We start from the raw sequence: 13,964 nt of genomic DNA, 5'->3' as shown, positions 1-13,964 counted from the left end.
GAATAGATAGGCCATTAATAGAAAACAGCAAAAAGAGTGACATCATGTCACTCTTTTTATTTGACTACGCCAATTTAAATAGCTTGCGGGCGTTCTCACTAAAGATTTTTTGACGAACCTCAATGGGGAATTGCTTCAAAATTTTAGTTGGGTCATCGAAATCCCAGTGCGGGTAATCGCTAGAGAATAGCAGCATATTTTCCGCATCAAACATTTCAAATATCATTTTTAAATGCTTCGGATTATCCGGCTCTTCGATCGGTTGAGTCGTTAGGAAGCAATGATCGCGTACATATTCGCTTGGCATTCTTTTCAGCCACGGATTCGCTGCTCGCAGCGCTTTAAAGTTTTTATCTAATCTCCAAAGCAGGGGAGGCAGCCATGCAACTCCGCCTTCACTAAATACCACTTTGAAGTTAGGGAATTTCTCGAATACCCCTTCACATACAAAGCTTACTAGATGCGCCATGTAAGTCTGAGGCAAGCACGTATGCCACTCTAAATAATTCGATACATAGCCAACAGCTGTCGGTGGATTAAATATACCTGCTCCTTCGGCACCGGGATGAATGACCAATGGGACATTATTACGTTGGCAGGCCTCGTAGATCGGATGAAAAAAACGTTGTCCATACGGCATACGAGAGCCGCCAACGATCGTTACACCAACCACATCGGGATGTGGTGCTATTCTATCAATTTCTAAAGCTGCCTGATAGGGGTCTTGGGTAGCTATACAGAGCAAACCTTTGAATTTCGAGCTTTTTGGCAGCCATTCTGCAATCATGTAATCATTATATGCCCGGCACAGTGCAGCCGCATAATCTGCATCAGCGAAGGAAGAAACACCAATAATAGCATCGCAGCAAAGAATCGCATAGTCCATATTGTAGGGCTCAATCAGCTGCTTAATCATAAAATCAGGATCTGAGCCCACTGGAAATCCGCCAGGCGGATTGGCATCCTTCCGTTTATTGCCGATCGGACTTACATAAGGAAGCCCCCCTCCGCGAAGAAAGGCCTGGCTTCTCCACGTTTCATCCATATAGGGCAGCAAGTCATCAATCGATCGAAACGTATTATGCACATCACAGTCAATAATCGATAAAGCTTGTGTTTCTTGAATCATAAATAAACCTCCTTATTTTCCTATTGAGAGATAGATTATGTTGTCGGCCACTTCTACGGGATAGCTGCGTACTCTGACTTTTTCACTAAATAATGATTTCCCCGTCTTTAGATCAAACTCCCAGCCGTGCCAAGGACATCTAATAATCTCTTGATCACGACCATAGATAAACTCGTATACGTTAGATTCCAAATTTGTTCCGCATACCGGTCCCTTGCAGAGCTCTGCTCCTTGATGAGGGCAGTAATTGTGGACGGCATAAAAGGTTCCATGTACATTGTACACACCAATGGAGCGCCCTTCTACTTCAACGACAATATTGGCCCCAGTTGGAATGTCTTGAACTTTCGCGACCTCATACAATGCCAACTGCCACACCTCCATCGTAATAAATATTACAAAATATTATTTTTTGTTATATGATTGAGACTACTTATTCTAACAACCTGAAGGTGATCCTATGCTGGAACTACATTCTGTTCATCTAGATGATATGCATCCTAACTGGCGTATTGAAGAAGCTGCCACACCATTCCATATTCTCATCCTTCAATTAAAAGGTGAGGCTCTCTACTTCATTGATGGTGAAACGATAGAGCTATCGAAAGGGGATCTCTTATATATCCCTGCTGGCACTGTCCGCTCTGGAAAAAACAGCTTAGCTGGTCCTCACAAAAAATATTCTGCTCATTTTTTAATTAATGAACCTGCGAAGCTTCCCTTCTATCAGAATAAAAAACCGTTTAAAATTAAGCTTAATTTATTCAACTACATGCAGCAGCGCTTCTCATTTCTTGTGCATCAATGGTTGACTAAACTACCCGAGTATCCTGTTATTTGCGAAGGCATCGTAATTGAGATGCTTGGCCATGTAGCACGTGATAGTCAGATGAAACAGTTCTCTCCCACTAAGGTTAGATTAGTAAAAGAAATGCAAAGCTATTTGCTCCATCATTTTAAAGAAAAAGTAAGTATTTCAGCTCTAGCCTCGGAGCTCAATCGAACACCAAATTATCTTACAAATACTTATAAAGAGATTACTGGATTTACGCCTATATCTTATGTTCATCATTTACGCATTCAAACAGCCATTCAATTATTGCAAACATCACCTATTACCATTCGAGAAGTATCCGATCTCTTAGGGTACAGTGATCAATCGCATTTCAATAAAATGTTTAAGAAACTAATGGGTTATCCCCCTTCCGTTGTTAATCACAATTAACTTATCGGGTATAAGAAAAGTATACGCTTGCAATGAAAAGAGAACGATATATGAAATCACTTCTTTTAGTATGTTTCTACACTAATCATTCATTTTTTTTCGTACGTGAATATATTTAAAAGCAGCCCGTCCTCTACCTGAGGAACGAGCTGCTTTTTTAGTTAATGTAAAATCAGGGCTATGACAGTGCTAATCGATGGAAACTTATTTCTTCAAGCTCCCTATTTATTCATTCCTTACGCCCGCTTCATATTGCTGCTATGTCCCGGGGAGAGCTTGGCAGCAGGGTCCACATATACCTTGGCGTTATTAACCGCGGTTGGGGCCTCACCAAATCCCACAGCGATTAGCTTCAGCTTGCCCGGATAGGTCGTAATGTCTCCTGCCGCGAAAATACCAGAAATATTCGTTTCCATCCGTGTATCGACCACGATAGAGCCATTCTGAATATCGATTCCCCAATACGCAATAGGTCCAAGCGACGATACAAAGCCATAGTTGACGATAACTGCGTCAACGTCCAGCCTTGTTTCTTCTTTCGTCTTCACATCCGCAAGCGTAACGGATTCAATTGCTTCATCACCATGAAGCGCTGTAATCTCCTTCAACGTAAGAACACGAACCTTTGATTTCATAAGATTCTCAACGCTGTGCTCATGTGCACGGAATTTATCTCGGCGATGGATGAGTGTTACCTGCTCCGCGATGGGCTCCAGCATAAGCGACCAGTCCACCGCAGAGTCCCCGCCTCCGCTGATCAACAGCTTCTTTCCCTTGAAGCGCTGCAAATCATCCACGAAATAATGCAAATTTTTCTTCTCAAATCGTGCCGCTGCGGGATGCTCTAGCCGCTTAGGCTCAAATGCGCCTACACCGCCTGTAATAATAACTGCTTTTGCAAAATGCACCATTTTATCCGTTACGACCTCAAAGAGACGCTCGTCATGCTTAATGATATTCAGCACCTTCTCCTCCAGAGCTATATCCGTTGGAAAATGGCTTAATTGCTCCTTTAAACGGTCAACTAGCTCTTGTGCGGTCACTTTCGGAAAACCGGCAACATCATATATATATTTCTCGGGATAAAGTGCTGCAAGCTGCCCGCCCAGCTGCGGCATACTTTCAATCAACTTAACCGTGGCTTGACGCATTCCACCGTAAAAGGCAGCGAACAAGCCTGCAGGGCCGCCTCCCACAATTAAAATATCAACTGGATTGCTTCTTGAATAATGGCTTAACAATCGAATAACCTCCATCAACCTTAGTTTGTCCCTCTCATTTTACGATTCCAAGTGAATGCTAGTCGATGGATGCTTCTACATTAATTTGTATGAAACTACGATTTATTAGCTGCTCATGACCAATACAATGAACAAAGAGGCTTCCCTAAGTTCGGTGAACTCATGAAAAGCCTCTTTGCAGCTCGTTTACTTTACACCCTCAGATCGTCCACTCACTAGGGAATCATACAATAGAAGGAGCTTTTTGGATGGACGAATGCCCAATTCCTTCTTAAGATGTTTCACATAATCAATATATCGAGCCGTTAGCCCCTTCTTGTCTTCTTCAATAGCGTGCTTCCTCATGAGCAGTCCAACGACTGATTCATCAAGCGGATTGCGTTCATGAAGTTTGAGCAGAAGCTTGGAAGCCGTAGCCGTATTCGATAGAGCAAGAAGCGTCTCAACTAGCTTGATAACGAAGGCAGCATATCGTTCGGCCAATCGATCCGTTTCATGGATGGCCCAAACGTACGCCTTGCTGCCAAATAGTTCTCCAGTATAAAGCTTTTCGACCATAAGCGCTTCCTCGATGCATTCGCTATCAGAGCCAATATTTCCAAGTTTACCCACTAGACGCTCAAATTCTTCGTAGTCGATGACCGCAGCATTCAGTTCGAGTACATAACCGTCATTCTCCGATCGAATGGTTTCGCGAAGCCCAATAGGCTCGAGCGACTTGCGCAGCTGGTAGACGGTTGTATTCAAATATTTCTCAGCACTTATTCTTTCCATCCCTGCAAAAATATCCGTGACCAGTCGAGAGCGTGAGATTCGTCTGCCACGGTTCAACAGCAAGTAAGCAAAGAGCTCCGCGCTTTTGCTGGAAATCCACTTCACGCGTCCCGTTTCGTTCCGTACGAAGAAATCACCTAGTACAGCAACACTAACCCGGCTAACATTAGCAGGCTGCTGCGCTTGAACCGTTTTTCTGCTTTCAAAAGCACGGTTAATCGTCCTCTCAAGACGCTCCTGGGTAACTGGCTTCACCAAATAATCTAGTACGGACAACTCGAAAGCCTTTAAGGCGTAATCCTTATGTGAGGTGATGAATACAATTTGTGTCTTGCAGCCGGCTGCATCCAGCTTGGCAGCGAACGTTAGTCCACTGTCACCCGGCATAGAGATATCCACGAACGCAAGCTCTACGTCGGCATGATCCTGCAGAAAAGCTGCTGCAGCATGCGTATCTGTAAATACTCCCGCTATTTGCAGCTCGGGATATTTCCCTAGCATTTTCCGCATAATCAAGTGCATGACAGGCTCATCATCTACTAAAATGACTTTCATACGCTTTCACCTCCGCTCCTTCGCTATCATTCATACCTCTGCCGCTTGCGGATCCAGGCAGCGTGAATAAAAATGTCGTCCCTTGCCTTGGCGTGCTCTCAAAACGCAGACTTCCGCCATGCATCCGTAGAAATTCACGGGTAAGCACGAGACCGAACCTCATCTCTCCCCCGTCTTCTCCGCTAGCGAATCTAGGCTCCTTGAAGAACAGCTCATCATGACGAAGGAGCTCCGCAGTCTCATCACTAATGCCAATACCGTTATCCCTTACGAATACGGTCACCAAATCTCCCTCGATGGACGCTCCGATCTCGATTTCTCCACCAATTTCGGTATATTTCATCCCATTAGACAGCAGATTGCGGAAAATCAGATCAAGCATTTCTTTATCCGCGTTTATAGTAAGCCTCTCATCGATTGTTTCCATCATACGAATATTCTTCATACCTGCTCTTGCACTCGCAAGCGATAACGCCTGACGTACAACCTGCTGTAAGTTCCAATCAAGGGGGCGAAAAGCAACTTCTCCATTCTGACTGCGATACCAATCCAGCAGATTGTCAACGAGATGGAAGGTGCTGCGGACTTGCCGCCTAATCTCTTGAAAAACCTCGGCACTCGCGATATCCGTATCCGTAGGTTCTTCAGCCAGCAGCTCGGTCAAACTAACGAGAAGAGCAATCGGATCACGTATGTCGTGAGCCATCACAGTAAACAGCTTGTCCTTGAAGGCATTGAGCTGGGATAGCTGCTCAGACTTCTCCCGCAGCCGCTCCTCCTTCTCCTTCATCTCTGTAATGTCGCTTAGCATTAACATTTTCCCGATGGGAGTCACTCCCGTGTCGTAAATATAAGTTAAGCTGCAAATATAATAGCTGTGCCGATCATCGAATATACGCTGTAGAGAAAACCGCTCATCTTGATAAATCATTTTGTCCATCCGCTCAATCAGCTCGGGACTAGCCGACAGCAACTCCTTGCCTGGCGCAGGAAAGCTCTGCACAAGTCCGAGTTCAGGAAACACCTCTTCAGCCGCTTGATTGTGGTTCACGATCTGATCCTCATAATCTAGCAGAATAACATCTTCCCGAATCGTATCGAACATTTTGGCATGAGCAAGCGGTGTTAAACGCAGCAGCCCGAAGCGGAAAATACCCCAAGCATATACTACTCCCGACACAGCAAATCCGAATGGCGTGAAATCGATGATTTTGCTGAACATGTAGCCGACATTAAACAGCATAGGGGTTGCCGCTCCCAGAATGAGGACGACGATCTGCTTCCGTACGATAGGCAATGCCCGCAGGTACATGGGAATAAACAGAAAGATGCCCAGCAGCAAAATGGTGTAATTGTAGACCGCATGAACCGCATACCATGATCCTTTCACGGTGTTGTACAACGGAACCGTATCATTCACGTTCAAGACATATTCTTTATAAATAAGATGATGCCAATCGTTGGTAAGATGGAGGAGGTAGGTTACCGTCGGAACGAGAAACAACAGTACCGTGATCAGTTTCCGATTACGAGCTGCAGCACCGGTAAACTGGATGACCAGCAGAAGCCAGAACGCGGAGACGAAGGAGATGCCCAAATATTCGATTTGAAATGAGAGCTTCACGCCCCTTAAGCTGCCGCTCGTAATCTCGAACGCATAACCGAGCGCATAGCAGGACGCCGCTATCATCATATATAGCATCGTTCTCGCCACCAGCAAATGGCGTTTCCGGTAGGACAAGAACGACACGAATAACATCAGCGCCGTCGCAAAGCATAGCAGTATCGACATCCATTGTCGTGTGTCCATGACGGCGCCCTCCCTTTTTTCGATTTGTCTATCATTCGACAAAATTGGCTAAAATCCTTGTATTTGGTATTTAAGACATCAAAATGCTCCCCTTCAGGCAGCAGGTTTTATTACTTACCTGTCTAACTGAAGGGGAGCCTATCCAAGTTCAGATTGAACTTGTGAGAAAACCATATTCATTTAACTTAAACAAGATCAGACTTTTTAAGAAGCCGTTGGATCATGACTGCAACCTCTGCTCGCGTAAGGTATGCTTTGGGAGCAAGAAGCTCATTAGGTCTACCTATAATAATTCCAGCTTGTACAGCGTCTGCTATACTCTCCTTTGTCCATTGCGATGCACTAGCCGCATCTTCAAATGAGCTTATCCACTCTCCCGCAGGCTGTGTCAGCAATTTCTCTTTCAGACCTGTAATTTCCATCGCTTTTGCAATAATATACATCGCCTGTTCTCTGGTAATCAGATCATTAGGACGGAAGGTTCCGTCTTCATAGCCACTAATTAATTGGTACAGATAAGCTGTATTAATTGAGCTGCTATACCACTCCGATTGCCTTACATCTGTGAATGGAGTTACACTATTCTCCAATTTCAGTCCCAATCCACGAACAATAATTTCCGCAAATTCAGCACGAGTAATATTTTGATTGGGATTAAAACTATCCGTACCCACTCTGTTTATAACCATGCGAGAACCCATATCGTTCGCCGCTTCTTCGGCCCAATGCTTGTCCACATCCGAGAATATAATTGGATTCCATACAACCGTGTACATACTGTTGGTCAGACTGCTAATTTTTGCGTGGTATGTTTTATCCACTTGGATGATTTGGGTTGGAACATGTCGAACAGTTCCGTCCATCTCAACAACTACGCCTGTTGTAATCTTATTAGGATCCACACCTTCTGGAATCGCGATAGTTCGTACAACGTAGTCCTTGAACGCTGATACATCAACGATAACATCGCCATATACAGCCTTTACAGTAAAGTTAATTGTCGGTGATACAATTGTAAAATTTCCAATCTTCGCTGCATTTTCAACTATTTTAATCATATCTGCAGTTGGTAGAGAAATCTCGACTTGGAAAGTGATATCCAGCAAATTAATTGACTTTCCGATTTGCTCAGATACAAAATCTAAATCGATTTGATCAATAGGAAGCGTATACGTAGCTTTATCAGTATGCAAGGCTAGAATGGTCAGATTGTCTATCATGAGCTTGACCATCTGACCATTCAGATCAACTTTAATCTTATCTGAATTACCGTTTACTTGTATCGTGACTACTGTAGATAGACCTTCATCCGCGATCCTCTCTATCAATTTGTCCTGATCGAGGATAACTGTTGTCACTGTTTGACCAGCTATATTGGTTGTAATCGCCTTACCAAAACTCTCAACTTTACCATTGATTAGAACGTCGATGCTCGTGTCCAATTTCTCTGGTGTAGTTGAATTCGACGGTACCGAGTTCACTGTAAAGCTCACTTCGAAGCTCTCGCTGATGCCATTATCCGCGGTAAAGGTCACGGTCTCCGTATGGGTACCTGCCGACAATCCTGTCTTCGGTCGAATTTGGAGAATCGCAGAATTCGTTCCTGCCCCTAATGTATCCGCTGGCAGTGTTCCTGCCATAAATGCATTGCCGCTATAGCTGATCGCTAGATTCGTGATCGGCTCCGTGCCTACCTTTGTTAAGGTCAAGGCCAGCGAATCCGTATAGAACCCGTATCCTACATTTCGAGCATCGAATGTGTGGGTACCTGTCACCGATAAGCCTAGCGTTGACGGTACCGAGTTCACGGTAAAGCTCACTTGAAAGCTCTGGCTGATGCCATTATCCGCGGTAAAGGTCACGGTCTCCGTATGTGTGCCTGCCGACAATCCTGTCTTCGGTCGAATTTGGAGAATCGCAGAATTCGTTCCTGCCCCTAATGTATCCGCTGGCAGTGTTCCTGCCATAAATGCATTTCCGCCATAGCTGATCGCTAGATTCGTGATCGGCTCCGTCCCTACCTTTGTTAAGGTTAAGGCAAGCGGATCCCCGTAGAACCCGTATCCTACGTTTCGAGCATCAAATGTGTGGGTACCTGTCACCGATAAGCCTAGCGTTGACGGCACAGAATTCACTGTAAAGCTCACTTCAAAGCTCTGGCTGATGCCATTATCCGCAGTAAAGGTCACGGTCTCCGTATGGGTGCCTGCCGACAATCCAGTCTTCGGTCGGATTTGGAGAACCGCAGAATTCACTCCAGCTCCTAATGTATCCGCTGGCAGTGATCCTGCCATAAATGCATTGCCGCTATAGCTGATCGCTAGATTCGTGATTGGCTCCGTGCCTACCTTTGTTAATATCAAGGCCAGCGAATCCGTATAGAACCCGTATCCTACATTTCGAGCATCGAATGTGTGGGTACCTGTCACCGATAAGCCTAGCGTTGACGGCACAGAATTCACTGTAAAGCTCACTTCAAAGCTCTGGCTGATGCCATTATCCGCAGTAAAGGTCACGGTCTCCGTATGGGTACCTGCCGACAATCCTGTCTTCGGTCGGATTTGGAGAATCGCAGAATTCGTTCCTGCCCCTAATGTATCCGCTGGCAGTGATCCTGCCATAAATGCATTGCCGCTATAGCTGATCGCTAGATTCGTGATCGGCTCCGTCCCTACCTTTGTTAAGGTCAAGGCCAGCGAATCCGTATAGAACCCGTATCCTACATTTCGAGCATCGAATGTGTGGGTACCTGTCACCGATAAGCCTAGCGTTGACGGTACAGAATTCACTGTAAAGCTCACTTCAAAGCTCTGGCTGATGCCATTATCCGCAGTAAAGGTCACGGTCTCCGTATGGGTACCTGCCGACAATCCTGTCTTCGGTCGGATTTGGAGAATCGCAGAATTCGTTCCTGCCCCTAATGTATCCGCTGGCAGTGATCCTGCCATAAATGCATTGCCGCTATAGCTGATCGCTAGATTCGTGATCGGCTCCGTCCCTACCTTTGTTAAGGTTAAGGCAAGCGGATCCCCGTAGAACCCGTATCCTACGTTTCGAGCATCAAATGTGTGGGTACCTGTCACCGATAAGCTTAGCGTTGACGGCACAGAGTTCACGGTAAAGCTCACTTGAAAGCTCTGGCTGATGCCATTATCCGCGGTAAAGGTCACGGTCTCCGTATGGGTGCCTGCCGACAATCCAGTCTTCGGTCGAATTTGGAGAATCGCCGAATTCGTTCCTGCCCCTAATGTATCCGCTGGCAGTGTTCCTGCCATAAATGCATTTCCGCTATAGCTGATCGCTAGATTCGTGATCGGCTCCGTTCCTACCTTTGTTAAGGTCAAGGCAAGCGGAGCCCCGTAGAACCCGTATCCTACATTTCGAGCATCAAATGTGTGGGTACCTGTCACCGATAAGCCAAGCGTTGACGGCACAGAGTTCACGGTAAAGCTCACTTGAAAGCTCTGGCTGATGCCATTATCCGCGGTAAAGGTCACGGTCTCCGTATGGGTACCTGCCGACAATCCTGTCTTCGGTCGAATTTGGAGAATCGCCGAATTCGTTCCTGCCCCTAATGTATCCGCTGGCAGTGTTCCTGCCATAAATGCATTTCCGCTATAGCTGATCGCTAGATTCGTGATCGGCTCCGTGCCTACCTTTGTTAAGGTCAAGGCAAGCGGAGCCCCGTAGAACCCGTATCCTACGTTACGAGCATCAAATGTGTGTGTACCTGTTACCGATAAGCTTAGCGTTGACGGTACCGCTGCGTGTACAAATTGCCCCTGAAAATTAAGCAAAATCATGACAATAGTTAACAAGATAGCTATTGATTTCTTCTGAATCTTGGTTGACCATATTCTGTTTCCAACTGCTCGTCCCTGCAAAATAACCCCTCCCAAGTCAATATAAGATGTAGTATTAATATTCGTCATAACCTTACAAAATCCTTGATAAAAAATGAAAAATTAGTATTTTTTTGAAACTTTATTAGTTGAACTTGAAAAATGAAGTGTAAGCGAAGCGTGAAGAGCGTTCTGGAGAAACAAAGTGCCTACTACATTGCTCCTTAAAAATCTTTATTTCATACTACTTCTTAGACCTAGATTTCAAAATCACAATTAAACCTCCGATGCAAATTCCAACAATAGCCCAACCTGCAATAAACAATATTGAATTCATGGTGTATCCCCCTCTTTAATCCAGATCTATCGTCTTCCGTTCTTACATACCTTTACTATTCCAAATATAATACGATTAAGTTGGTTCATTGTCTCATTCATTTAGATTTTTACTATAAATGACTAAAAGCTATTTATCGTCCAATATGCGGTCGTTTTACGTGAGATTTTGAATTCATGATACTACTTCTGTTACGAGATGAGTTTCAATCCTATAGCAGCACCTAAAACCATAGCTATAAAAAAGATTCTTCTCCAGTCTTTAGACTCGCCATATAAATACATTCCTAATATCGCACCGCCAGAAGCGCCAATTCCTGTCCATATAGCATACGTTGTCCCCATAGGCAGAGTTTTCATCGCGTAAGCAAGAAATAGAAAACTAGCACCAAATCCAGCAATCAACAGAGCTAAGGATTGCCAATTACGGTCTTTGTGCATTTTATTTATCATTGCTACACCAAACATTTCAAAAAGCCCAGCTAGTATCAAGGATACCCATGCCATTAGGACTCAGCTCCTTCCTGAGGTTTGTCTTTTGTAACTAGCTTCAACCCAATGACACCTACTAATAAGATTAGGATTAAAACAATTTTACCCACTTTAAATGCTTCTCCAAAAAATATAATTTCCGAAAAGACAGTCCCTGCGGTACCCAGTCCTACAAAAACCGCGTACACAGTCCCTACAGGAAGCTTTCGTCCTGCCATAATCATTAAATAAAAGCTGATAATAATAGAAACAACAGTTCCTGTCCAAGACCATAAATCATCTGCATGTTTTAAGCCAATAACCCAAAACACTTCAAAAAATGCAGCAATAAATACTTTAATCCAGTTTGTATTCATGAAAATACACCTCCGCTTTTTATTATTACCAAAATAAAAAAAAGCCCAAGAGACAACTGTTATGCAAACAGTTTCTCCCAGGCTTTTATCCTTCCGTGACACAGCATAGCTGTGAGTTTTCTCTCGGACCAGACCAACATATGTGCCGCGGAACCCTAGAAAACATTTATTTATTTAATTATTTTAAATTATACATCCATCTGAGATTAAAACAAGTCTTTTCAAATAGCACGATTGTTCTTTCGATTAACTCGACAGCTCCATCCATAACGCGATAAGTGTATCAAGCTGTGACTGCAGCTCCTCTCGTTCTAGCCACTTTGATTCAAGCAGAGCCGCGTCACCAATTTGATCTACATGCTGCAGATCTGCATCCGAAATTGTCAGCTTCTCTTCAAGCGCAGCGATTTCAAGCTCCAACTTTTCACATCTACGTTCATTAGTAAGTGAAGCCGTGCTGCTTGCAACCACTTTCGTATTCCGCTGCTGTCGAACAGGTTTACGCGGTGCTCCGCTTACAGGCATACAATCTTCAGACGCTCGGTCTCTATAATGCTCCTTAAAATCATCATAATTACCGAGATATGTGGAAATCGTGCCTTGCTTCAGCTCCCATACACATTTTGCCAAACGATTTATAAAATATCTATCATGGGAGATCGCTAGTATCGTTCCTGGAAAATCCTCCAAAGCCTCCTCCAATGCTTCGCGTGAAGCCATATCGAGATGATTTGTAGGCTCATCTAACAAAAGCAGATTTGGCTTTCGCATCACAAGTAAGGCTAACCTCAGACGAGACCATTCTCCGCCCGAGAGCATTTGCAGCGGCTTGAATACGTCAGCTCCATAGAATAAATATTTTGCCAGCATATTTCGAGCTTCGCCTTCCTCTAAATTCCCTTCCGATTTAAAATGTTCCAGTACAGTCAGCTTGTTATCCTTTACCAACTCCTGCTGAGCCAAATACCCAATCTCCACACGAGCTCCTTGCACCACCACACCAGCGTCCGGGGTAATCATTCCTTGAAGCAGCTTAAAGAGCGTTGTTTTCCCTGAGCCGTTATCCCCCAATAGTACAATCTTCTCACCATACAACAGATTGCCCTCGGCTCCATTCAAAATCATTTTCTCTCCAAATTTCTTGGTCACACCTTCGAAGGTAATGACCTTGCGACCTGAGCGATCGAGTGGATTAAGCTCGAAATCTGCCGATCTTCGTTCCATGACGGGACGTTTTACCGCCTCCAGCTTCTCCAAAGCTTTGCGAATGGAAGCTGCTCGTTTGAAAAACTTCTCGTTTCCACCAATGCCTCCCCATTCCTCCAGTTGTCGAATCGTTTCTTTCATTTTTTTCATCGTCTTTTGCTGCTCTTGAAACTGTGCGAACTGCTGCAGAAGACGCTCTTCCTTCTCCTTCAAATACCCGTTGTAGTTGGTATGATACGTAAATGCCTCTCCGTCTTCCAGCTCGATCATTTTTGTACCGACGGTATTAAGAAAATAGCGGTCATGCGATACGATGACACAGGCGCCTTCATATCGCTGAAGAAACTGCTCCAACCACTCTATCCCCTTAAGATCCAAGTGGTTTGTCGGCTCATCCAATAAAAGCAAATCAGGACGGACAACCAGCTGTGATGCCAGAACAATTCGTGTCTTCTCCCCACCAGACAAACTTCCGAAACTACGCTGATAGTTGCTTTGATCAATTTGCAATCCGTTCGCTACTTGGTCAATAGCTGTATCCATTTCATAGCCGCCGCCTTGCTCGAAGCGATCCTGAACTACTGCATAGGCCTGGAGCAGCCTATCCAGCATTTCCGGATTTGCTGCCGCCTCGGCGCTTGACATCTGTTGCTCTAAGGCCAGCATTTCCTGCTTCGTGACCATGAGTTGTCGATAACCATAGGACAACACCTCATACACACTCAGTTCCTCAAACTCAGCAGGAATTTGTGGCAAATAACCGATTTGCAAATCCTTCTGAATCGCAAGCATACCCTCGTCTACTTTTTCATGGCCTGAAATTAAGCGAAGCAGCGTTGATTTCCCGCTTCCGTTGCGGCCGATCAATCCAACCTTCTCATCATCCTTAAGCTGAAGCGTTATTCCGTCCAGAACTAGGTTTGCTGCATGATATTTCTTTATATTTTGAACATTAACTATGATCATTTTAAGAGCCTCCTGTTAGATGAAGACCCCAG

Annotated in this window: 10 protein-coding genes and 1 riboswitch; of the genes, 1 reads left to right on the top strand and 9 read right to left on the bottom strand. The window is 44.7% G+C overall.

Going from position 1 to position 13,964, the window contains the following annotated elements:
• Nucleotides 1-64: 64 nt before the first annotated feature.
• Both MHI37_RS05670 and MHI37_RS05665 read right to left on the bottom strand, forming a co-directional pair.
• The gene (locus MHI37_RS05670; protein WP_076336555.1) at nucleotides 65-1,129 is read right to left on the bottom strand and encodes an amidohydrolase family protein; all 1,065 of its coding nucleotides are present in this window, start codon (nucleotides 1,127-1,129) and stop codon (nucleotides 65-67) included.
• 12 nt (nucleotides 1,130-1,141) lie between these two features.
• Nucleotides 1,142-1,507, bottom strand: a complete 366-nt coding sequence (locus tag MHI37_RS05665) for a Rieske 2Fe-2S domain-containing protein (RefSeq protein WP_306010669.1) — start codon at nucleotides 1,505-1,507, stop codon at nucleotides 1,142-1,144.
• Between the two features lie 82 nt (nucleotides 1,508-1,589).
• Here MHI37_RS05665 and MHI37_RS05660 point away from each other — a divergent pair, with 82 nt between their 5' ends.
• Complete coding sequence (locus MHI37_RS05660; RefSeq protein WP_076336553.1) at nucleotides 1,590-2,354, top strand: AraC family transcriptional regulator; 765 nt, start codon at nucleotides 1,590-1,592, stop codon at nucleotides 2,352-2,354.
• A 236-nt stretch (nucleotides 2,355-2,590) separates the two neighbouring features.
• Here MHI37_RS05660 and MHI37_RS05655 read toward each other — a convergent pair whose 3' ends face one another.
• The 7 genes from MHI37_RS05655 to MHI37_RS05625 form a co-directional block, all read right to left on the bottom strand.
• Entirely contained in the window at nucleotides 2,591-3,595 is a 1,005-nt protein-coding gene (locus tag MHI37_RS05655; protein WP_256710493.1) for an NAD(P)/FAD-dependent oxidoreductase, read from the bottom strand.
• 186 nt (nucleotides 3,596-3,781) lie between these two features.
• Nucleotides 3,782-4,924, bottom strand: coding sequence for a response regulator (locus MHI37_RS05650; protein WP_076336551.1), 1,143 nt, complete (start codon nucleotides 4,922-4,924; stop codon nucleotides 3,782-3,784).
• Complete coding sequence (locus MHI37_RS05645; protein ID WP_076336550.1) at nucleotides 4,902-6,734, bottom strand: histidine kinase N-terminal 7TM domain-containing protein; 1,833 nt, start codon at nucleotides 6,732-6,734, stop codon at nucleotides 4,902-4,904. The genes MHI37_RS05650 and MHI37_RS05645 overlap by 23 nt, the downstream gene beginning before the upstream one ends.
• Nucleotides 6,735-6,919: 185 nt before the next feature.
• A complete protein-coding gene (locus MHI37_RS05640) occupies nucleotides 6,920-10,666 on the bottom strand; it encodes an S-layer homology domain-containing protein (protein WP_342556538.1) in 3,747 nt (1,248 codons plus the stop codon).
• A gap of 438 nt (nucleotides 10,667-11,104) precedes the next feature.
• Complete coding sequence (locus MHI37_RS05635; protein ID WP_076338601.1) at nucleotides 11,105-11,419, bottom strand: multidrug efflux SMR transporter; 315 nt, start codon at nucleotides 11,417-11,419, stop codon at nucleotides 11,105-11,107.
• Nucleotides 11,419-11,760 (bottom strand): multidrug efflux SMR transporter, encoded by a 342-nt coding sequence (locus MHI37_RS05630; RefSeq protein ID WP_076338600.1) that lies wholly within the window; start codon nucleotides 11,758-11,760, stop codon nucleotides 11,419-11,421. Before MHI37_RS05630 ends, MHI37_RS05635 begins: the two co-directional genes overlap by 1 nt.
• 72 nt (nucleotides 11,761-11,832) lie before the next feature.
• Nucleotides 11,833-11,930, bottom strand: a riboswitch (guanidine-I (ykkC/yxkD leader).
• 76 nt (nucleotides 11,931-12,006) lie between these two features.
• The gene (locus MHI37_RS05625) at nucleotides 12,007-13,932 is read right to left on the bottom strand and encodes an ABC-F family ATP-binding cassette domain-containing protein (protein ID WP_076338599.1); all 1,926 of its coding nucleotides are present in this window, start codon (nucleotides 13,930-13,932) and stop codon (nucleotides 12,007-12,009) included.
• Nucleotides 13,933-13,964 lie beyond the last annotated feature (32 nt).

Source organism: Paenibacillus sp. FSL H8-0548 (assembly GCF_038630985.1).
Classification (GTDB): domain Bacteria; phylum Bacillota; class Bacilli; order Paenibacillales; family Paenibacillaceae; genus Pristimantibacillus.
This window is presented reverse-complemented; position numbering and strand designations above follow the sequence as displayed.

Bases quoted from the DNA above. Each gene is read 5' to 3' on its own strand.
- MHI37_RS05670 (WP_076336555.1), bottom strand. From the start codon at position 1,129: ATGATTCAAGAAACACAAGCTTTATCGATTATTGACTGTGATGTGCAT.
- MHI37_RS05660 (WP_076336553.1), top strand. From the start codon at position 1,590: ATGCTGGAACTACATTCTGTTCATCTAGATGATATGCATCCTAACTGG.
- MHI37_RS05650 (WP_076336551.1), bottom strand. From the start codon at position 4,924: ATGAAAGTCATTTTAGTAGATGATGAGCCTGTCATGCACTTGATTATG.
- MHI37_RS05645 (WP_076336550.1), bottom strand. From the start codon at position 6,734: ATGGACACACGACAATGGATGTCGATACTGCTATGCTTTGCGACGGCG.
- MHI37_RS05640 (WP_342556538.1), bottom strand. From the start codon at position 10,666: ATGACGAATATTAATACTACATCTTATATTGACTTGGGAGGGGTTATT.
- MHI37_RS05635 (WP_076338601.1), bottom strand. From the start codon at position 11,419: ATGGCATGGGTATCCTTGATACTAGCTGGGCTTTTTGAAATGTTTGGT.
- MHI37_RS05630 (WP_076338600.1), bottom strand. From the start codon at position 11,760: ATGAATACAAACTGGATTAAAGTATTTATTGCTGCATTTTTTGAAGTG.
- MHI37_RS05625 (WP_076338599.1), bottom strand. From the start codon at position 13,932: ATGATCATAGTTAATGTTCAAAATATAAAGAAATATCATGCAGCAAAC.